At 51.0% G+C, this 21,208-nt stretch carries 21 protein-coding genes and 2 pseudogenes; 5 read left to right on the top strand and 18 right to left on the bottom strand.

Annotated features, from left to right (window positions below; all coding sequences use genetic code 11):
• Nucleotides 1-5: 5 nt before the first annotated feature.
• From OCY70_RS04505 to OCY70_RS04450, 11 genes and pseudogenes are all read right to left on the bottom strand, one after another.
• Nucleotides 6-1,070 (bottom strand): HAD-IIIC family phosphatase, encoded by a 1,065-nt coding sequence (locus OCY70_RS04505; RefSeq protein ID WP_213426676.1) that lies wholly within the window; start codon nt 1,068-1,070, stop codon nt 6-8.
• 13 nt (nt 1,071-1,083) lie between these two features.
• Entirely contained in the window at nt 1,084-1,938 is an 855-nt protein-coding gene (locus OCY70_RS04500; RefSeq protein WP_213426675.1) for a 3-hydroxyacyl-CoA dehydrogenase family protein, read from the bottom strand.
• The gene (locus OCY70_RS04495; protein WP_213426674.1) at nt 1,935-2,672 is read right to left on the bottom strand and encodes a thioesterase II family protein; all 738 of its coding nucleotides are present in this window, start codon (nt 2,670-2,672) and stop codon (nt 1,935-1,937) included. Before OCY70_RS04495 ends, OCY70_RS04500 begins: the two co-directional genes overlap by 4 nt.
• The gene (locus OCY70_RS04490) at nt 2,673-4,202 is read right to left on the bottom strand and encodes a serine hydrolase domain-containing protein (protein WP_213426701.1); all 1,530 of its coding nucleotides are present in this window, start codon (nt 4,200-4,202) and stop codon (nt 2,673-2,675) included.
• 17 nt (nt 4,203-4,219) lie between these two features.
• Nucleotides 4,220-8,683, bottom strand: a complete 4,464-nt coding sequence (locus tag OCY70_RS04485) for an amino acid adenylation domain-containing protein (protein WP_261948748.1) — start codon at nt 8,681-8,683, stop codon at nt 4,220-4,222.
• A 43-nt stretch (nt 8,684-8,726) separates the two neighbouring features.
• Entirely contained in the window at nt 8,727-9,752 is a 1,026-nt protein-coding gene (locus OCY70_RS04480; RefSeq protein ID WP_213426672.1) for a hypothetical protein, read from the bottom strand.
• Between the two features lie 527 nt (nt 9,753-10,279).
• Entirely contained in the window at nt 10,280-10,492 is a 213-nt protein-coding gene (locus tag OCY70_RS04475) for a hypothetical protein (protein ID WP_213426671.1), read from the bottom strand.
• Between the two features lie 37 nt (nt 10,493-10,529).
• Nucleotides 10,530-11,597 carry a hypothetical protein gene (locus tag OCY70_RS04470; protein ID WP_213426705.1) on the bottom strand — a complete coding sequence of 356 codons (1,068 nt, stop codon included), beginning with the start codon at nt 11,595-11,597 and terminating at the stop codon, nt 10,530-10,532.
• A pseudogene (locus OCY70_RS36520) lies at nt 11,554-12,086 on the bottom strand (RNA polymerase sigma factor). The gene OCY70_RS04470 and the pseudogene OCY70_RS36520 overlap by 44 nt, the downstream one beginning before the upstream one ends.
• 769 nt (nt 12,087-12,855) lie before the next feature.
• Nucleotides 12,856-13,062 (bottom strand): annotated as a pseudogene (locus tag OCY70_RS04455) (manganese catalase family protein); the annotation flags it as partial.
• Nucleotides 13,063-13,155: 93 nt separating this feature from the next.
• Nucleotides 13,156-13,545, bottom strand: coding sequence for a helix-turn-helix domain-containing protein (locus OCY70_RS04450; protein WP_249724562.1), 390 nt, complete (start codon nt 13,543-13,545; stop codon nt 13,156-13,158).
• Between the two features lie 201 nt (nt 13,546-13,746).
• Here OCY70_RS04450 and OCY70_RS04445 point away from each other — a divergent pair, with 201 nt between their 5' ends.
• The gene (locus OCY70_RS04445; RefSeq protein WP_213426670.1) at nt 13,747-13,974 is read left to right on the top strand and encodes a hypothetical protein; all 228 of its coding nucleotides are present in this window, start codon (nt 13,747-13,749) and stop codon (nt 13,972-13,974) included.
• Nucleotides 13,975-14,010: 36 nt separating this feature from the next.
• Here OCY70_RS04445 and OCY70_RS04440 read toward each other — a convergent pair whose 3' ends face one another.
• The 3 genes from OCY70_RS04440 to OCY70_RS04430 form a co-directional block, all read right to left on the bottom strand.
• Entirely contained in the window at nt 14,011-14,205 is a 195-nt protein-coding gene (locus OCY70_RS04440; RefSeq protein ID WP_213426669.1) for a hypothetical protein, read from the bottom strand.
• Between the two features lie 373 nt (nt 14,206-14,578).
• Complete coding sequence (locus tag OCY70_RS04435; RefSeq protein ID WP_249724559.1) at nt 14,579-14,911, bottom strand: YolD-like family protein; 333 nt, start codon at nt 14,909-14,911, stop codon at nt 14,579-14,581.
• Nucleotides 14,908-15,108 carry a hypothetical protein gene (locus OCY70_RS04430; RefSeq protein WP_213426668.1) on the bottom strand — a complete coding sequence of 67 codons (201 nt, stop codon included), beginning with the start codon at nt 15,106-15,108 and terminating at the stop codon, nt 14,908-14,910. Before OCY70_RS04430 ends, OCY70_RS04435 begins: the two co-directional genes overlap by 4 nt.
• Before the next feature lie 166 nt (nt 15,109-15,274).
• Between OCY70_RS04430 and OCY70_RS04425 the strand changes: the two genes are divergently transcribed.
• Genes OCY70_RS04425 through OCY70_RS04410 form a run of 4 tightly spaced genes read left to right on the top strand, consistent with a single transcriptional unit; the run spans nt 15,275 to nt 17,749 of the window.
• A complete protein-coding gene (locus tag OCY70_RS04425) occupies nt 15,275-15,841 on the top strand; it encodes a hypothetical protein (RefSeq protein ID WP_213426667.1) in 567 nt (188 codons plus the stop codon).
• Between the two features lie 21 nt (nt 15,842-15,862).
• Nucleotides 15,863-16,162: a hypothetical protein gene (locus OCY70_RS04420; protein WP_213426666.1), complete on the top strand. Its 300-nt coding sequence runs from the start codon at nt 15,863-15,865 to the stop codon at nt 16,160-16,162.
• A 1-nt stretch (nt 16,163) separates the two neighbouring features.
• Nucleotides 16,164-16,622: a helix-turn-helix domain-containing protein gene (locus tag OCY70_RS04415; protein WP_213426665.1), complete on the top strand. Its 459-nt coding sequence runs from the start codon at nt 16,164-16,166 to the stop codon at nt 16,620-16,622.
• Between the two features lie 56 nt (nt 16,623-16,678).
• Nucleotides 16,679-17,749, top strand: a complete 1,071-nt coding sequence (locus tag OCY70_RS04410; RefSeq protein ID WP_213426664.1) for a hypothetical protein — start codon at nt 16,679-16,681, stop codon at nt 17,747-17,749.
• Between the two features lie 124 nt (nt 17,750-17,873).
• Here the strand turns inward: OCY70_RS04410 and OCY70_RS04405 are convergent, their stop codons facing one another.
• From OCY70_RS04405 to OCY70_RS04390, 4 genes are all read right to left on the bottom strand, one after another.
• The gene (locus OCY70_RS04405; RefSeq protein WP_213426663.1) at nt 17,874-18,641 is read right to left on the bottom strand and encodes an N-acetylmuramoyl-L-alanine amidase; all 768 of its coding nucleotides are present in this window, start codon (nt 18,639-18,641) and stop codon (nt 17,874-17,876) included.
• Entirely contained in the window at nt 18,625-19,086 is a 462-nt protein-coding gene (locus tag OCY70_RS04400) for a phage holin family protein (protein ID WP_213426662.1), read from the bottom strand. Before OCY70_RS04400 ends, OCY70_RS04405 begins: the two co-directional genes overlap by 17 nt.
• Nucleotides 19,087-19,303: 217 nt before the next feature.
• Nucleotides 19,304-19,645 (bottom strand): hypothetical protein, encoded by a 342-nt coding sequence (locus OCY70_RS04395; RefSeq protein ID WP_213426661.1) that lies wholly within the window; start codon nt 19,643-19,645, stop codon nt 19,304-19,306.
• 12 nt (nt 19,646-19,657) lie between these two features.
• Nucleotides 19,658-21,202, bottom strand: coding sequence for a phage tail-collar fiber domain-containing protein (locus OCY70_RS04390; protein ID WP_213426660.1), 1,545 nt, complete (start codon nt 21,200-21,202; stop codon nt 19,658-19,660).
• Nucleotides 21,203-21,208 lie beyond the last annotated feature (6 nt).

Raw genomic sequence — 21,208 nt, 5'->3', positions numbered from 1 at the left:
CGCGTTTACCCCTTTCTCCCCGCCACCGTCACCTTCACCTCAATATAAGGCGGGAACGGTTGAATTTGATTCAACTCATTTTTGAACAAAATATTTCCCTGGCCGTCGTTGGAGATTTCGACAAAATTGGCGAACCGGTACGTGACGTACATCATCTTGTTGCGATCCGTCTGTTTGAAGTCAGCCAGCAGCGTTTTCCCTTCCATTTTGGCCTGCTGCATAATATAGGTCAGCATCACGGTGCCCACGCCGCGCGACATCACCCGGCAGGACATAAGCAGCAGCTTCAAATGCCAGCAGTTCTCCTTCAACTCGATGAGAGCGAGGCCGATTTTGCCGTAGGATCCGTATTTATCCGTCAGCTCGCACACCAGCAGCATATAGTCCTCAGACTGTCTGATCCGGTCCAGCTCCTCGTAGCTGTAGGTATAGCCCGTCGCATTCAGCTGATTGGTGCGGACGGTCAGTTCCTCCGCCCGCTTCAAGTCCTCCTCCCTGGCCTCGCTGATGACGAAGCGCATCCCGAGCGATTTCAGGAACGATTCCTGGGGCCCGGAAAAGGCCTCTTCCTCCTGTTTGCGCTGCATGTCCTCGATATACATGGCGCGGCGGCGCTTCGAGTCTTCCGTGATAAAGCGGGGGTTGAGACGCGGATGCTCAAGCAGCGTGCCGTAGCCGGCCGCATCCATGCAGGCCACCTCCGGATGGACGCTTTGCACCTCGTCGCGTTCGAAGGGCTGATCGTCAATGAACAGAATCGTGTCCTTGCCGATGTTCAAGTTGCCGCATATTTTCTCTATCGATGCCGACTTGGCATTCCAGTTGATTTCGGGATAGAGGAAATACGATTCAATGCCGAATTCCCGCAGCTTGCTCATCGCGTGCTCTCCATCGTTCCTGCTCGCAATCGAATGCAGGATCCCCCGCGAGTCCAGTTCCGCCAGAATCTCCCGGATGCCCGGCTTCAGCGCGACCTCGCCCGACTCCAGCAAAATGCCGTCCCACATCGTATGGTCCAGATCCCATACGACGCACTTCACTTCCTTGACCTTTTCCGCAGCCTTGTCCATCGCCTTTTCCTCCCTACTTGTCGTAATCGAAAAAGCCTTTTCCCGATTTTTTGCCCAAATATCCGGCATCCACCATCTTCACGAGCAGCGGGCAAGGCCGGAACTTCGGATCCTTGTAGCTGTCATACAGCACGAGCAGCGAGTTCAGGATCGTATCCAGGCCAATCAGATCGCAGGTGGCAAGCGGCCCCATTTTGTGACCGAAGCCAAGGCGGAAAATTTTATCCACGTCCTGCGGTTCTGCTACCCCGTCCTGGACGGCCCATACACATTCGTTAATCGTCAGCATAAGGACGCGGTTGGTCACGAAGCCGGGAAAATCGTTGACGACGACGGGGACTTTATCGAACGATCGCAAAAACTGTTCTCCGCAAGCCACGGTCTCATCCGACGTATGCTCTCCCCGGATGACTTCCACGAGCTCCTTCATCGGCACCGGGTTCATGAAATGCATGCCGATGACCTTGTCCGGTCTGGGCATCAATGCGCCTACCTTCGTAATGGAGATGCAGCTCGTATTGACGGCGTAATACGTATCGATGCCGCATACCTCCGACAGCTCCGTGTACACCGCCTTCTTCCGCTCCCAGTCTTCCGTGATGTTCTCGATGACGAACTCGACGCGCCCGAAATCGTCATAGCTCGTCGTAAACGTAATCCGGTCGAGCACGTCTTCCAAGGCAAGCTGCTTCGCCCGCGGCTTGACCATTTTCAACAGCCGAAAATCGGTTCGAATCTTCTCCTTCGCCCGCCGCACGGCGTCTTCACTGATATCTTTCAGCACCACTTCGTATCCGTAGCAAGCGAGATCCAAGGCGACATCGCTTCCCATTACGCCTGCTCCGACGACTCCAACGGTTTGTATCATGGTTCACGGCTCCTTTTTGCGGACATCTGAAATAGGGGACTGCCTAATGCCTCATTGATGAGCGACACCACCTGAACGACATGTTCATTAATAAAAAAGTGGCCTCCCTCGAATTCATAAAAACGACAAGCCCGGCTGCCATATCCGGACCACTCCGACAGGTCGTAGCCGGCGGTGGCCCTATCTTCTTTCCCGCTCAGGACAGACAAATCGCAGTGAATCCGGTCTGGCTTCTCCTCAAAGCGGTGCGTCTCGACCAACTGCAAATCTCTGCGCAGCACCGGCAAAAACAGCCGCAGCAGATCTTCCCGCTCAAGGAGCTCGCCCTCGGTTCCTCCCAACCGCTTGATTTCCTCGCGCAGCCTGTCATCGGACAGCGAATGGAGGATGTTGATCTTCTTGGCATGGGGAGGATAGGTTCCCGATACGAAAAGATGAATCGGCTCCCGCCCCATTCTCCGCTTGATGGCATGCGTCAGCTCGTAAGCGGCAAGCGCTCCCATGCTGTGGCCGAACAAAGCGAAGTCGGAACCGTCCAACTGCCGCTCCAGGCATCCGCATAAATCGTCGATCATTTCATCCAGGCTCTCGTAATGGGGCTCACCCAGCCTTTTGCCCCGGCCGGCCGGCTCCAGGGGATGCAACTCAATGCCGTCGCGCAGGTAACGTTTCCACCGCATGTAGATGGTAGCGGAGCCGCCGGCATGGGGCAGGCAAAACAGCTTGCATTTCATTTACTTTACCTCCTCAGCGGGAATGGGCAGGGGCGGACGCCTCACCTTAGGGAACAGCCAGACCGCGACAAAGAACAGGAAGGCGATTCCTGCGGCAAAGCAGAACGCATAGATGAACCAGATGACGCTGACGGGACACCATACCGCGGCCACATCGAGCGGCAAGCCCGCCAAAACCTTGTCAAGCAGCTTCCCGATTCCCCAGAAGCATGCGCCCGCCATAAGAATAGCGGCGCCGAGGACAACAAGCCGCCTTCCCCTTGGCGGGACGAAGGCGCGCCGCTTGCGGCGCAATTGGAGCGGGATGCGAATCGCGGCCGCCGCCGGCACGATCAGGCTGACGGCAATGATCGCCAGCCCCGCCATCGCCATCCGGTCGAGCTGCGGGTAGAAGTCGGCCTGGGCAGGCGGCGGCTCCCGGTCCCGCAGCAGGCTTATCAAGCCGGCGCCGATGTGAAACGTGTACGCGGAATTGATATTGGCGAGCACGCCTACGCCAAGCCGCTCCTGCGGCCGGACGATGATATACGACGAGAAATTGGGGTTGGAGCCTTGGTGCAATATTTCCTTCCCGTCGGCTGACACAAACCACCCCGCGGCATAGTAAGCGCCGTTCTCGTCCGGCCCCACGGCCGTATCGGGCTGGTGCGAGCGTTCGATTATCGCCCGGTCGCTTGCGGACATGCCGGCCGCTCCCAACTGAAGCAGCAGCCACCGCCCGATATCGTCCGCATTGGAGAGCAAGTAGCCGGCCGGCGTGTTCCCCCTGTAACCGGGAGCCTGATACAGCCGCGGCGAACCGAACCCGATCTTGTAGCCTGCGGCCAGCCGCTGCCGCTCGTTCAGCTGCGCCATCGGCATGGTGTCATGCAGTCCCAGGCGCTGCAGCATTCGGGACATATAAGCCTCGTAGGACATGCCCGATACTTCCTGGATAACCAGGCCCAGCACGTCATAATTAATGGTGGCATATTGATACTTGCTTCCCGGAACGGTATCCAGCTCTGCTCCCGACAGAGCCCGCACCGTGCGTTCCAACGCCTGCTCTCCCGAATCCTCCGGAATCGACGCGATCGAGGCGAACGGCACCCCGCTCGTATGGTGCAGCAGATGGGCGAGCGTCACCTTGGCCGCCTGCCCTTCATAATTCAGTTGAAGCCACGGAAGGTAGCGGGCGACCGGGTCGTCGAGACGAAGCGCTCCCTGCTGCTCCAGCTCCAGCAAGGCCAAGCCGGTAAACGCTTTGGAGGTCGAGCCCAATTGAAACAAGGTGGAGCTTGTTGCCGGAATTCCAGCCTCCCGATCGGCCAGCCCGAAGCCCTTGGCATAGACCACCCGATCTCCGCTCACGACGACTACCGCGGCGCCGGGACTTTGCGCCTTGTCCAGCTCGGCCTGCACGAACCGTTCGATGGCGGCGGCGTCTACATCCGGCCGTCCTTGCGGGGGAGGGGCTCCCTCTTCCGCGGCCAGCGCTGTCGGACTGATAAGCAGCGCCGCGGTAAACAGATAAACGGCAAGCTTCTTCATCACGTTTCTTCTCCCCCTCATGATTTGAAGAGAACGTCCAGTTCGTCTTGGGTGAGCTTCACCGTCTCGAAGTCGGATGGCGTAAAGTCGGATTGCCCCGTCTCCGCGCACAGGTTAATGACTCCGATCAGCCGCTGCATCAAAGCATCCATGAACGCCTCCATCGACTTCCGCTTGAACTTGGCCGTACTGTAGGACATCCGGATTTGGAGCTTCTTGTCAATCACGATGGCCACGACATCGGCCAAGCAAGACAGCCGGTTGCTCGGACCGATGTCGCTTCCCGTGTCCTCATCCGCAATTTCCAGCACGGGGCTCTGCAGATGATTGTCGATCTCCCCCATATAATTGAAGCGAAGCAAGCTCCTGCCCGTCTCCGGGATGCGGCCGGAGATGTATGACAAGATGCCATAATCAATCCCCTTGTTCGGAATAGAGCGAAGCTGTTCCTTGACGCTCTTGATGACGCCGGCAGGCTCTGTGCCAGGCAGGCGGAGGTTGACCGGATACATCGAAGTAAACCAGCCGACCGTTCTGGACACGTCCATGTTGTCGAACAACTCCTCGCGTCCATGCCCCTCCAGCTCGATCGTGATATTCTCCTTGCCGGTGAAGCCGCCAAGCGCCATGGCCAGAGCAGCGACCAGCAGATCGCTTGTCTGCGTGCGGAACGGGGCATTCGCCTCCCGCAGGAGCCTGCGCGTCTCTTCCTTGGACAGTTCCCTGACCAGCGTGCCGCATACGGCATGCCGATCGTCTGCTGCGGGGAAGTCGGCTGGCAAGCTGTCTTCCGCCTCGGCGGAGACCGACTGCCAGTATGCCAAATGTTCGAGCGCCCGATCGCGGCTGTACGCTTCGATCGCATCCGCCCAAGCCTGGACGGAATGCGTTTTGCCCGGCAATGGCAAGCTTGGGCCGCCCAGCATCGATTGCAGCAGCCGGTCGAGGTCTTCGAGCAAAATACGCCAAGATACCCCATCGATGACCAAATGATGCGCCGTCAGCAAAAGGCGCTGTCCCTGTCCGCCTTCCTCGAATAAAAGCGATTTAAACAGCAAACCTTGTCCAAGCCGCATACTCGCTTTGAACGACTCGGCGCGATTCTTCAACTCCGCGGACCGTTCCTCCTCCGAATGGCAGGTTAGATCGCAGCAGGCAATCTCCACGTCATCCCGCTCGACAGGCCGGTATTCCAGGCTTCCGGCCGCTTCGTCAACCTGCAGCCTCAAGGCGTCATGATGCTGGATGAGCCTGTATAACGCTTCTTGCAGCTGCGCCGCCGTGACCGCCTGCTTGAAGCGCACGAGAACCGATTGGGCATAGTAGTGCGGATTGCTCCATGGTTGGCGGAAAAACCAGGACGTGATCGGCAGCGGTTGGACCGCCCCTGTGCACGGGCCTTGCGCAATCGGTTCAAAATGATTCATTTCGATCAGCGCCGCCAGCTCATGGATAACCGGGTAGCTCAAAATCTGTTGAACCTTTAGCCTGTAGCCGGCCGCGGTCACCCGCGACGCAATCTGGATCGCTTTGATCGAATCGCCGCCCATGTGATAAAAATTGTCGCGCGCTCCGATGTTCTCCGCCTGCAGCACGTCCTTGAAAATATTCGTCAATAAGGCCGCAATCTGACCGGATGTCTCCGCATCGTTCTGTTCAGGGGCCTGTTCCGGAGCGGGCAAAAGCCGGCGATCGACTTTGCCGTTCGGCGTAAGCGGCAGTTGATCGAGCCGGACAAAATAGGCCGGAATCATGTAGGAAGGCAGCACCTCCGCCAGCTTCATCCGCAGTTCGAGATCGGCGATCCGCCCCGCCGCCACGAGATAAGCGGCGAGATGCTGCTGCCCGTCCTCCCCGGTCCAATCCACCACGACCGCTTCTTCAATCGGGGCCAGCGCAAGCAGTCGATGCTCGATTTCCCCCATTTCAATCCGGTACCCTTTGATTTTGACCTGGTGATCGATTCGCCCGAGATACACGATGTCGCCATGATGATGGCGCATCGCCAAGTCGCCGGTCCGGTACATTCTCTTGCCGGGCAGGAACGGGCTGTCCACAAAACGCTCCCGCGTCAGTTCCGGTCTATGCAAGTAGCCGCGGGCGACGCCGTCCCCGGAAATATAGAGTTCGCCAATCGTTCCATTCGGGACCGGCTCCAGCCTCTGATCGAGCAAATAAATTTGCACATTGTCAATCGGCTGCCCGATCGGCACCGATGATCCCTTGTCCCGTTCCGGATCGAACTGGTAAATCATGCATCCGACCACCGTCTCGGTCGGTCCGTACTCGTTGTAGATGTCAATTCCGCCGCAGGCCCGCTCATGAATGTGACGGGCAAGCGCGCACTTCAAATCCTCGCCGCCCACGATAAATGTCCGGACGGCGGAAACGCTCAAATCAATGTCTTTGATCAGCGCCAGATGCGCCGGGGTCAGCTTGATAACCGTTGCCTTGTTGTCGCGTAAAATGCGATGAATAATGAACTCGTTCCCGTCATCCTCATAGATCTCGATCCGATGGCCGCTAATTAACGGCGTGAAGATGGAAGTCACCGTCAAATCGAATGCAATCGAAGAATACAGGGCAAAAACTTCGTCGGGGGCGCGAAGATACGTCTTGCTGGCCCACCAAATATAGTTCACCAAGCCGCGGTGCTCGATCATCGTCCCTTTCGGGTTCCCCGTGGAACCCGAGGTATAAATGATATAGACCAAATCGTCTGGCGCTCCCTTGGCCGGCAGATTGCTCCCGTCGGCTTCGTATATCCGTTCGTCATCGAGGTCGATAACGACGCCGTCATACGACAAGCGCTCCCATTCGCTGCCGTGCGTCAGCAGATGCGAAGCCCCGCTGTCCCGCAATATATATTCGATCCGTTCCTGCGGGTAATCGGGGTCAATCGGAAGATACGCGGCTCCCGCCTTGATGACCGCCCATATCCCGACCACGATCGAGAGCGAGTGCCGCCCCATGACGGCCGCGGGCGTATGCGGGCCAATTCCGCTCTTCAGCAGCGTGCGGGCCAGCCGGTTCGCCCGATCGTTCAGTTCGCGATACGTGAGCGCTTGCCGGCCGCAGGCGACGGCGACGCGGTCCGGCGTCCGTTCGACCTGTGCTTCGAACAGCTGCAATATCGTTGCGGTCGCGGGATATTCACGCTCCGTCCGGTTGCAGGCGTACAGCAGCTCCGCGCGCTCCCCCGGCAGCAGCAGCTGCACATCGCGGATGGCGGCCTCCGGACGGCTTACGGCTTGATCCGCTATATAATGCAGGCGGCGGTTCATCTCATCGATGTGCGAATCTGTATAATCGCCTGTTTTATAATCGAAATACAGCTCCAGCCCTTCATTCGGCGACCATTCGGTGACGATGATCTGCAAGGGATACAATTGGTTGCCGTTATGCGCTTCGATTTGCTGCATTTTCCATCCGGGGCCGAAGCTCTGATCGAATGCGGTATTGTAATAGTTCACGCATACCTGAAATAATTGATCCAATCCCCGTTTGTGAAGCTGAAGGTCCTGCACGAGCAAGTTGTAAGGATATTTCTGATGGAAATAACATTGAATGAGTTCATGATTGATGTTATGTAGGAACGTGGAGAATGATGTATCGCCCTCGATGTCAGCCAGGAACGGCATCGTGCTGGTAAACATGCCGAATGTGTTTTTTTCCTTGACTCCGGTGCGATTCAATACAGGCGTGCCTATCATGATGCGGTCTTGATGCGTTGCTTTGTGGAGGTAAATGAGCATCGTTGCGATAAAAAAGGTGTTCAGCGAAATTCGATGCGTATGTACGAAGGAGCGAATGGCTTCTGAAGTGTGCGGGCTGATTCGAAATTTTTGACGTTTGCCTGCCGTGCCGCTTGCCGTCGCTTGCAAGGCAACGTCATGGACGTTCTCGAATTTGTTTTGCCAGTAGTGTTTATTTTTCTCGAAGCGGGAAGACGACAAATAGGCATGCTCTTGTTCGATGTAGTCTAAATAGCTGGGCCGGTCTTCCTGCTCAACCGTCTGTCCCTGCATCAACTGCGTATAAATTTGGTTGATATGCGTGGTCATCAATTGAAAAGACCATCCGTCGGAAATCATATGATGGACTTTCGTCAGATATGCGCTTTCCGTCTCGCTAATTTTTACGAGCGCAAACTCATACAGAAATTCCCCGTCCAGCGGCAGCGGCGTGGCAAACTCCGCGCTGACCCAGGCATCGACATCGGTATCCGAGGAACGGGCCGTAAAGTCGATGAACGGAAACGTTCTTCTTCGATACGCTGTCACGGTCTGCCGCACCGCCTCGTCCCGTTCGATGAGCCGGATGCGGATAGCGTCGTTGTGCTTGATGAACAGATTGATGGATTCCTCGAGCAACTGAAAATCAACAGGGCCGTAGATTTTGATGAGTCCTCCGATGTTGTGAATGCTCGTGCCCGGGTATATGTTTTCCACATACCAAATTCGCTTTTGCGGATGTGTCAACGGGTACAGCTTGGACGCTTCCAGACAAATGACCTCCAATCGGTTAAGTTACGGATGGTTGAGGAGCAATGCGGTGTCCCAGCGCTTCCGCGACGGACTCCAGGATCTGCTTTTCGCTGTCCATAAGAGAAGTCATCTCGTCGATTCCTTGGTCCAGAATGGCATCGTCTCCGGTCAAGGCGTACTTCATCAGCACATGCCGCAGAGCAAAGGCTTGCTCCTCTATCGGCCGGAAGCACCCCGTAAATGCCGGCGAAAGAAGCTGGCGCCCGCATAAATAATCGATGCGCATCCCCATCGTTTTTTTATGCTCCCACAAAATGTGGATGGGCCGGATATCGCGTTTGCGCACCAGCGCCGGTATATTGCGGATTAATGCCGGATATACGTTGATGCCGAATGCCAGATCCAATGGATCGGCCGTTCCCCGGCGGGGCCGGGAGACATCGCAGCCGGAAAGATATTGGTCCAGCGATTCTTGGATGAATGCGGGATCGAGGCTGTAGCTTCCCGCTTTATTGAATTTGTACAAATAGATTTGTTCTTCGTAGCGGTCCGTCCATTCGAGATGCTGGAAGCCTTGCTCCATTTCATGAAACGGCACGAGCGTCTTGCGGAACTGCATCTCCTCGTCATAGCCGAGCACGAAGAACACCCTCTTGCCGTCATCGTAACCGTACACCAGAATATCGTGGGCATAGTGCATCTGGCGGTACACGCGTCTGCGTGGGATATAGAACTCGTCGACATAGAGAGAAATCGTATAACCCGAATTGATACTATTTACCAAAAATTCGACAATTCCCGGCTGTGAATCAAGCACGAATTCCCGCTCCAGTTTTTGTGTAATCAGCCACGGACACCGCATGAAATCCTCGCCGTAAAATGTGAGCGGCACGGAGCGGGAAGCGCGTTCTCCTTCCAGATCGTGATGGCAATAAAGGTGAATGAAATTGCTGTAGAACCACGGCAGCGCCTCTTCGCGGGCGAGCGCCGTGCATAGGGGATAGGCCACATACTGATACCCAATAATGGGCGGAATGACGATCTCCAGTTGCTTGACACCCAAACCGGCAAGCCACCTCTCTGGTTAAATTGAATATTATGTAAAAACATGAAACATAATATAATTTTCTTCAATATCGTCTGTTTTCTACTTTTTGTCATTCGCAGAAACAATATTCCCATAGATGTTTATTCTTGTCAATATGGACTGAATATTTTAACATTTATTTCACATCATCTCTTGACGTTATTGTGTCCATTTGCGAGAAACAAAAAGCCGGCGTCCTTGGCGGCACCGGCTTCACCTTGACATGTTAAAATATCTTCTGCGCATCCCGCTGTTCCTTCAAAATCTCCATCGCTTCCGGAACCGGAGCGAGTGGACGACTTCCCGTCGGCGTTATTTCCGTCTGTTGTTCGATAAGGCGATGAACGGGCAGTTCGGGGTACCGGTCCCTCGGCCGATTGCAGCAATCATCCCTGTTCGCCGACCGTAAGCAGAGACAATGAATCGACTGTCCCTTTCGGGTTTACAATAATTTGATCGGCTTTGCTTTTTTTCAGTGTGAACATAACCGTTCCGTCATTGCCTTAAAGGGCGGTGCCGAGGGGATAAGTATTTCCGGTATATTCTTTGATTTTGGCTTGAGCGGCATCGACTGCCTTTTTGTCTACATCGGCAATATCAACTTCTTGGATGTCATCCGCTTTGGTGGACATAGCCTGCAAACTGACAGTCGGGCTTAGGCCTGTAATCAGGACGGCTAATAGTACAACGCCCAGTTTTTTGGTTATAGTCTTCATTCCATCGCTTCCTTCTTTTTAGGTTCGATAAAGGAAATTACTGGATCATAAAGTAATAGAAAGTTCCTTTGGAATTGAACATACCGGTAACGCTCGGGGCACCCTCTTTAGTAAAAATAAGAGTGTCATCCCGTACGCTGTGTCTAACGGCGTTATAACCCGATAAATCCAAGTTCATCCATTCATTTGCTTGTTCCACAGCGGTTTTTAGAAGCTTTTTCATCTCATGTGCTTTCGTTTTTTCGGCTATGGAACGATCTTCTTCTTTACTTGTTAACTTATAGAGTTGATCCGACAACGGATCCGCAAAAACTCGGGTAATGCGATTGGTATCTTTTTCGACATCGACCCAGACCTCTCCATCATCCGTTTTATACACAAAGTTGTATACCGGCTTTTGCTTCGGCTTTAAGGTCATTTCGGTACGGGTGCTGTTCTTGAAATTTCCTATTTTCCCAAAAAGCCGATCGGCTGTTTTCTTAATGGAGTCCGGAACATCGTTTTCTTTAATCCGCTGAACCGCGTAATCCAATTTGCCATTCACAATGTATATTGTTTTCGTTTCATTACCCGCTCTGAGAACACTATAATGTTCAAAATACCATATATTAACATTTTCCGGTTTATCGCTATCGTTTGGAAAAACTTCATCCCAGGCCGCAGCCAACTGACTCCTGAAGTCTTCATCCTCAATTTCCTTGTAGCTCAGATCGTGAGAAAGAAAAGCGACTTTTCCATCGTTGTCCAAAATAACGTGCTCAGGCCCGGCGCCATTGCCCGCAGTCTGACTTCCCAGTTCATTCGCGAACATGATGATGTGGTTGATCAACGGGATTTTCCTCATCGTTTCAGCCATTACCGGAGATAAATAACCGCTAACAAGAAGACCTGCGGCCAGTATCGCTGCAGAGGCTGCGGCAATCCCTGTTCTTCTTATGATACCGAGTTTACCCGAGCGCTTTCTCTGTACATCAATTCGACTTATGATTAGTTTGCTGAAGCTATACTCCGGCGTTTCTGTTTCCCGAATCATTTGTTCCACCCGGTTAAGATCCAGCTTTTTAGGTAGAGTTTGCAAGTGCCGCATTGGCCGTTCCTCCTTCATTCATATCCTCTTCCGATAACTTTTTGCGAAGACGTTCGTACTTTTTGCGGACGGTTGCCGGTTTCAGGCTCATGATTTCGCTAATTTCATTAAAGTTGTACTGATGAATAGCCCGAAGCAGCAATATATGTTTTTCTTCGGTTGTCAGCGAATTAAGCAGGTCTTTCAGAAAGACTTTATTCTCATTATTCTGAAAAGGGGGACGATCATGCTTATACCGCTCTAAAAACCGATACCATCGCTTTTTGCCTCGGCCTGATTCAGGCTGTAATGATAAGCAATCTTATACACCCAGGCTGAAAAGGAAACGGTGGGACGATACCGATGGATCTGTTCATAGGCTTTAATGAATATTTCTTGGAGAGCATCTTCTGCCTCTTCCCTGCTTTTGAGAATATGATAACAGTAGATATAAATCGGTTTCTCAAAACGTTGAATAATTTCAGCAAAAGCCTCTTTATCCCCACATTTTGTTCTCCTGACCAGCATTTCTATTTGTTCTGGATCTAGTTTGAATCCAGGGTGCTGCCTGTCCAAATAAGTTCACCTCCTCAATTTTCACTTCTATAACACCGATAAAGTTCTTTTTGTGACATCCGGATCTACAAATGCAAAAAAGCCCCCCTTAGAAACGGATTACCTAAGGGGGGCATCTGTCCGGTAACAGCAAGCGTCTACCACCGGAAAATTCAGCCCGGGGTACTTCTGCCTGGACTGCCTTACCATTTGTCGCTCCCCGCAGGGATCGCTCCGGCATCGGCGATCTCGGCCGTTAAGTCCCCGGCATCGCTTTCAATAATTCTGTTGAATTATGGATTATGAACAATCATACTACCAGCAATTCTATTGACCCGTCAAAGAACTTTCCGAGTCGCCGCGCTTTAAAAGTGAGGATGAATCGTTCTTCCAAAAAAAGGGGGGGGATAAATCTGAGGGGATACATCTAATCTTTTACTCTTGAAGCGTTGGCGAGCTATTTACGCCGTTCATGGCGAAGCAGGTCTTCTTGAGGAGCGGCGAGGCAAAGGCAGCTCTGGAAGACCCTCTAGTAAGGAGATTTCACTCGAGGAGAAATTAAGACGCGCTGAGGCCAAAATCAAGCTTCTGGAGGTGGAGAATGAGTAACGTTTCTTCACCAGCTCATTTAATGCCTTACATTCTGAACAGTTTTTGTTCTAACTGCGTATCAAAAAGAGACGTTCGTTGCTGGACGTCTCTTTTTGATATTAATCTTGTTATCCTCTTGACTTCCATTCCCTCAAAAAAACTTCTTATTCTCCCGACCCTCCTTCAAAATCTCCACCGCTTCCCGGAACCGGAGCGAGTGGACGACTTCCCGTTCCCGCAAAAATTTCAGACCGTCCTGCAAATCCACGTCATCCGTCATATCGATCAGCCATTGATACGTCGCGCGCGCCTTCTCCTCGGCGGCGATATCCTCGTACAGATCGGCGATCGGATCGCCAATTGTACCTTAAGAAACAAATTGAGCGCTCTTATTATTGATCGTAACTGAGAAGGCTTGGGGTAGCGAGAAAAAAGTTTTTCCTGTATCGTCTTACCCCTTTCCCAAGGATATGTGATTGGGAGAAATGTCATAATGATCACATAAAAGCATAAGGACGCCGACGTGAACATTGCCGCAGTCTTCTTCAGCTTTTTCAATGGTACGTCTATGTAAACCGGTAGCTGCCGCAACCTCATCAATAGTCAATTGACAGTTTTCCCGGATATCTTTGAAATTTAACTTATTTATTGAATACATTAGGTTGAACTCTCTCTTTTTTTCTTCCATTTCCAATAGAGCATCCGCAATATCGGAGTTCACGTATCTAATTTCGTCATGGAATATATTATGTAGTAGCTCAAGTTCTTTTTGTTTAGCGCGCTTTTCTTCCAACAACTTCTTTCTTTTTTCAAGGCAAACGTCTTTCTTCTCCATCGCCATGAGCATCCCCCTTTTACTTAATAACATTCCCTTATAAGACCAAGTTACTATATTATGGATCATCAATCAATATTAATTTAAAATGTAAAATATGGTAATGAATGTATGTTCATTTATTCACATTCTTTTTATTTATAAATTTTCTTCATTATTGATTCAATGATATAATATAGCTACTTCACACGGATTCAAGGAGGACGTATGAACTTATCAATTCAAGAATTAACCGACAAAATGCTAAAGCAATCAGAAGGTGATATAGAATCTCTTATGAGTTATGTTTTGGGGCTGCTTGAGGGCTCTCTGATTGCGGTCGATAGACTGGGCACAGACGCCAAAGAAGCTGTGCCTCAGATGAGGACAATCTTATTTGCCTATCATAGGGCATATGAAAAATTAAGAGGCGTAGATCCGTCTCAACTTAATTAAAGTTAAAAGCCTTGGAATGATTCCAAGGCTTTCTCGTTAGTTAAATTTCGTTCTCTCATTTTGGTGATATTTCCTTATTTCTTTTTTTATCTCCTCAATTATTTCTTTATTAAAATCAGTCAATTCATTTGCCCCTAATAAAAAACCTTCAAACATGCCGATAACGTGATTCCTTATATTAATCTGATCATTAATAGATAATTTCTTTAATCTGCTGCTTTCGCCAATCATTTTCTCACCCCACAAATAGTTATATATGCATTATTGCATAAGAGGTTGCAAAAAAACACGGTTTTGGGTAAGACGGTTGCAACAAGGATTTGTCAAGGGGTTTACTTTACATTTTTCGATGTAAAGTAATCCACCCAAAACATACGGTTATGTAAAGTAAAATGGTATTAAATGTAACGAAGAGCCCCCGGACATCCCGGGGCTTATCTTTTTCCAAACACGTCATACACGGGTCGACCGCATCTGATGCAGGTATACACGCCGTCGACCCATTTCCCTTTCATGGCGGCCATACACTGGCACAATGATTCATCCTTCGTCTTAGCTGCTGCCGGCTTCTCTGCCCGCTGTAATTCCTCTCTCCAGTCTCTCATCAACTCATCACCCCCAATATATCCTCTACTCGTATCCAACGCCTTTCATCCCCTTCCCGCAGCCTGACACGCTGACCAATCATGTCAATGTCCACGACGATGCCGGACACTTCACGGCGTTCGAACGGGTCATGGAGCTGCAAGGTAACGGGCTCACTGTTTTCCATAGACCATTGAAGGCGCCGCGAAAACTCTTCAACCACCTGATCGTCCAGGCACGGCCGTTCCTGGCGATGCTGCTCGTGTTGGTGCCGGAGCAGTGCTTCCTTATGCTGCGGCAGCATCATACGGCTGGATTCCCAAAGGCCGTTGCCGGAAAGTTTCTTGCTCACGCTGTTCGCCCCCTAACCAGCTGCCATGAAAGGATACGCTCCAGGCGAAACGGGCGCCACGCCCCCGCTGTCAGGCATGTAGCATGTAGCACGCCGTCCCGGATGCTGCGGACGACAATTTTGCGCTGCGTAATGGCTCCGTTCCGGTCCTCATATATGACTTCGATTGTCCGGCCGATACATTGATCCAGCCTCATTGTCACCATCTCCATATAGAACATTTGTTTGTAACCATTATAGAACTAACGTTCCCATAATTCAACGAAATAAATATGGGATCATATGGTTGACATGCGCTAGCGCACATGGTATATTATAAACAAGAGATGCGCTAGCGCATCAAGAACAAAGGAGGAATTGACCATGAAAAAACACGTCATGACGGGAGCCTGGGAGATTGCCAAGACAGGAGCGAAAAGATTCGGCGGCAGCGCGAAGGAGTACTTCGCCGCAGCGCTCCGCATGGCGTGGGCCGAAAAGAAAGGAGCGAAGACAATGCAAGTACATAAGTGGACGACCGCTAAAGGCTCTGTTGTTGAACTTCATGCCGAGCACATCACCCAGCAAACATGGGTGACAGACTGGGGCCAGGAGATGACGAAGGAAGTTAATTTCGTAATGATTCACAAACTCGTCATCAACGGTAAAACATATCTCGGAGACCGAGTGAGCCGTGTATTCGTTAACGGCGAAGCAATGCTGGATACTGGCGATGTAGTAGTACATCAGGGCCGGAAGTACAAAGCAACAGCGCCACTACCGCACGATGTCAACCAAGCGGTATGGGGCGCCTACGATGCTGCCGAAGCAGCCAAGGCGGCTAAGATTGAATCGGCTCGCAAACGCGCTGAACAAAAGCGCAAAGAAGAAATCAAAAACGGCATGTGCCCTCGCTGCAGTAGCTACTGCTACGGCGACTGCACGGCCTAAAAAAAGAAAGGATGATGAAATATGAATACTATCACGCTTTTCAAGTGGCGCAATCTCCAGGCTGTAGAGTCCTGGGACGTAGAAGAAGGCTTTTCGTTGGACTACTGCGGCAGATATGGCTTTGTAGATTGCGACAATGGCAGGGCCTACGCCTTGCCGGAAGGGTACGAAGTCCATGAATCGGTGGGCGCGGGTCTTCACGTCTACGACGCCGAAGGATTCCACTGCCACATTGAACGGAGTGATGGTCTGCCGTTGTTGCGGAGCACTCGCAACGGTGGAGTTGTCCTCCAGCCAGCAGAAGAAAGCGAGGTTAACTAACATGGAAAGAGAACAAAAATTTGGACGAGCATTCGCCATCCTCAATGTGATGGCGTCGCGGGTATTCGAAAAAGGAAAGCCACTTCCAGCATGGACATCTCTCAGTCGCTTGGGACAAAAACCAATGGACACGTTGGTACGGGCTCATAACGATGTTATGCAGTACGCCCACAAATTCGGGGCGCATGAGTTGATGTTGATGGATATGTTGGATGAAATCGTGGGAGAGATGGAGGAATCTGAGTATAACAACGATCCACTAGCAGCACGGTATTTGCATCCGTTTCACGCTCAGCAACACGCTCTCGACGGTATCATGAGCGTGGAAGAAGCCGCGGAGCTGTGGGGATTAGCCCCCGGCACGGTCAAAAACTACTGTCTCAGTGGTAAAGTGTTGGCAAGAAAAATAGGACGGGATTGGGCGATAGAGAAGAACCAACCCAATCCGCGCCAGAAGTGAAACAACGGGACCAATAAGCCGGAGATACCGGATGAGGCACGAAAGGAGAAAAAGAAATGAAAACTATTGCAAGCATTAAGGAATCAATTCGTGAGTATGTGGCCGCGCTGCCGGTAACCGAGGCCATTAATGGTATCATGACATCCATAAATGACACCATCGGTACAAATTGGCGTGTAGGACAACATGATGGTGTTCGGATAACCATGCCCATTAGTGCCACGAACAACGACAGTCTCAGAGTGTTGGCGGTCGCCAACTCCAAAGACAGCCTCGCTTGTTATATCGCGTTCCGCTTACAAGAGCACAAGGACGCTAATAGAGTGGAAGTGATTTTGGATAATGACCAATCCGAGTTTGTTGAATTAGGTCTTCCATCTGGAGAGACCATAATTCCAAGAGGGCATGCAACGATTGACATCCACGATAATAGCGTGGAGTTCGAAGAAGAGCATATCTTCGTTGATGAAGAGGACGCATGGAAACGAGACCGTGTTATTGAGACAGTTAAGTTCCCGTTTAATAAATGGTTTTATGAGTGTGCCCAGCGCACGAGTTTGATTATGCCAATACATGGAGGAAACCCTTCATTTGAGACAATTTACGCCTTTCTTGAAGGTGGAGACCGGGAGTCATTTGAGAAATGGCGTCGGGAAGAAGAAGAATCTTACAAACGTAGCTATAGATCATTTTCGGTAACCGCGGATACCGATAGGGTTACGATTACTAAAGGGTGCGACAATGAAATGGAAGTTTATCGTACTCCTTCAGGGGATTTGGAAATGTCCATAACAATTAATAATGGTTGTGGGTGGGGATGTGCTGTGGCGCTCCTCGCGGAAGCGCACTTTTCAAACCAATCTGGCATCTATTATCGGTGTAAAGTCGGTGACTGGAGACCAGTTGACGACTCTTTCATTGATGAGTATTTACTTGAGGCCATCAATGAGGAACTATACCGTATACAGGAAGGGGCGACTATGTACGATGACTCCATCGTCGCGTGGGAGGCGTATGGAACCATCCTACTAGGAACCAAAGACAAGGAATCTGTCTATGGGTTCGTAGGGAAGAATGCTTTATCTAGACTTAAGGAACTGCCTGAGGGTTCACCCATTTGGCAATAACACACAAAAAGAGCCGCTATGGGAAGGAATCCCTGCGGCTCTTTTTGCTTGCTAATAAAATACTATATCTTTCAATCCACGCCCCTATTTGGGGCGACATATTTAAATCATAATAGTTCCCCTATTACTTGTCAATACTTACCTTTCTATTTTTTGCGTCCCATTTTACCTTGCAACCGGCCGCCTCCGCAACTGCCCGAACATGGGCATATGCGCTGCCGCCGATCAACTCTCCAGGCACGGGCATGCCATTGATTGTTGCCGTTTTTGTCTTCTGTTCCCAACCTACCAGGCAGCCAAGGGCTTCGCCTACGGCCCGGACCGGAGCAAATACTGAACCGTTAATGTTCGGACCCTCGGCAACCTTTTTGCCGTTAATCTCGATTACAGCTTTATCGGCCGGTTGCTGCAATTTGCGGAGCTCCTGCTTGACCATGGTAAGAAATCGATCCCAGTACGGCAGCAACTGAGAAGGGCATTTCTTGCCTGACCATTTTTGATGCGGCACTACCCGGGACACGTCAAGGTTGTGCTTGTCCAGCAATCGCGCTACAAGCCAAGCGGCATTCTCCCAACACTGCTCCGTATTCATTCCAAGGTACATGCAGACCTCGATCCCAATACTGGACGCATTTCCAGCCCCGCTACCGTCACCCGCGTGCCAGCCCTGCTCATTATCCCGCAGGTGCTGGTAGATCTCGCGATCGTCAACGGTATAATGCCAGCTCGCCTCCCGGCCACCGCTGCCGTTTAAAATATACCGCGAGTGTGATTCAGCGGTGCCGGTCAGGTTATCCGTGTTATGGATTGTAATATACTGCGGCTTCATCTGCCGGCTCGGCTTATTCGGCCGGCCGTCGGGTAGCAGCCGTTGCTTAATTTCGATGGTCATCGTTAACTCCCCCTTTGCCCTTCAGCACTTCGACCGCCTGCTTAATACCGGGCGGGAGCGGCATGCCTAATCGCCCGCCGTTCTCAATGATGGATAACACTTCATTAGCCAAATAGAAAAAAATCGTCGCGTCGCGGAACAAATGCTGATCCCCTAGCACGCTGTCCACCTGGTGCCCCACGGCCACCACCAAAAAAATGAACGCCTTTCGCGCGATGCCGATAAGGCCGATGCTACTTTTCAGCTTGCCTTCGGCTCCAGCCGCCATTACGCCCGTGACATAATCAATCGCCACTACAATCAGCAATACCGTAAGTAAAGACGGCCAGCCGCCGAACGCGTGCGCAATAACAACGCCAAATAAGCTGGCCGCTCCACCGGCTGCCAGCTGCTTAGGCGCGTAGTCTCCTACGATCTGACTTAACGCCAATATTAATTTTTCCACGTCATTTCCCCCTCAAATGAAATAGCCCCCGGGTATCCCGAGGGCATAAATATAGCGCCATACCATAGGGCAGGCGCTTATTGATTCGTATCCTTGGTTTTTATGATTTCTTGACACTCTTCAGCCGAAATGTACTTCGGCACATAGGACTGCAACTTCGCCTCGTCCGCGAAACCTTTCTTCCAGCAGTCAACAAGAAAAGCATAGAACGGGCTTCTCATTGTGTACCACCTCCTGCTTCCATCATACCCATGAGGGCTAGTTGCATTGCGTCGATCTGTTTGCGTAATTCTTCGTTTTCAGTTTGCAATCTCTCAATGGGTCCGGGTTCACTCTGCTTAACCCGTTCAGCTTCATAAACTGCCTCATATTCTTCAGTTGTGATGAGCAAAATATCCTCGTGTTCCGGGATATCCTGTTCTTTTGTAATTACATAACAGTCTCGCGTTCCTGTGGGATACACCTGTGAGCCAGGCACAAACTTTTTTAAATCGAGTCCTTTATAGTCGCAGTCTCCGCCTTGTTCAGGTTTCACGTTTTTAAGTTTTAATCCTTGCATGTCCACCTCTCCTTATCTCGCTGCCAATGCAGCTAAATACATTGCCGCATAAGAATTTGAGTTGTTTGACGTTGAATCTACTCGCCATGCACCGTTATACCATCTAATAGTCGCGCTCATTCCGGCGGTGTCAACAACTAATGTGTTAACATCCACAAAATAGGCAGCATATTGGTTTGCATCATAAAATGTTTCCTCAAACAGCGATACTAAGATATTACCTACACTATCATACAATTTACCATTTCTAGCATTATAAAAGAACAGGCCTCCCCTCGCCAAGATGATATCTGAAACCACACTTCCTGAATCATAAGGTATACGGTATAGCAATGTGCCTATATCGTTATAGACTTCTATTTGTTTATTTTTAGAATCATATCTCGCTACCATTCCAGGAGATGCTATTACCCCACGCAGTAAACCACCTGGGTTATAAGATTCATTCACAAATTCCCGTTCGTTCAGGATTGTTCCATTGTAATCAACTTCCCGCCGTCCGAACCGAGTTGTTGTGTCAACTTGTTTTGAGTAAGCAGATATAATCTTTCCGTCCATAAAGCAAAACTTGCCAGATACAGTATTTCTATATACCGAACTCCAAAAATTCTGTGCAAGATTGGTCGTGCCCTTCTCTGTTTGGATGAGTCCGATTTTATTGGCCAATGTAGACCAATCATCTGACGCGGATGCCGGTACGCCCTTGGCGTTGATGGCACCCGCGATTTCCGCTTTCCTCTCAACGCCAGCTTGCTTTACCGAATCGAGCTCCTTTATGATATTGCGCGATTGGACTGTCAGCTCACCGTTTACGGCTAGGCCGCCCGCGATCGTGCCACCTGAGCGCGGCAGGCTGGCATTTTTGGCGTTTGCCTCGGCTTGGTTTGCTTTTTCCTGGGCCCCTTCAGTAGTTTCCTTTGCATTCCATGACGTCCGCTCCGCCGCCGTAATATGCTTCACCGCGTCAGTCGCGTGTGCGTCCAGGTCTGCCTGCTTGGCGGCTCCGATAGATTCGGGCGTGATATTAGATAGGTCAATATCATCCACTTTCTGATCGGTGTATGCCTTAGCCCTCGCTTCCGATTCTGCTACATCATCGTGAGTTGCATATACTAGCGACTCGTTGATGATTGCCGTCACATTGGTGGCTTGGCCCACCAAAACAAGTACATCGAAATTCTTGGCGATAATATCGCTTCCGCCCTTGGGAGGAATATAATCTGCCGTCTCACCAGCATTCCCGTACCAATACAAGATCTCCCCTTCGTCCGGGTCGATAGCATAAAGTCCAAGTTCCCGAAAGTAAAACCCGGTCGAGATGTCTTGATTGGATAAAACGAACCCAATTTTCGCCTGATTAGGAGGGGTCATTTTCAGACGGGCAATATCTGCGGTCTTTTTGGGACTTATTACATTTGTAAGCGCGGCAATCGACTGCCCTCCAAGGTAGCCATCACCAAGGACGAATTTTGTGTATTTCAATTCTGCCCCGGCTTGCGCCTTTGCCTGCAAGGATATCCCTTTATTCGTCAATCCTCTGGCACCGAACGATGACATTGAATC

The sequence above is a fragment of the Paenibacillus melissococcoides genome (assembly GCA_944800085.1).
GTDB lineage: Bacteria > Bacillota > Bacilli > Paenibacillales > Paenibacillaceae > Paenibacillus_B > Paenibacillus_B melissococcoides.
This window is presented reverse-complemented; position numbering and strand designations above follow the sequence as displayed.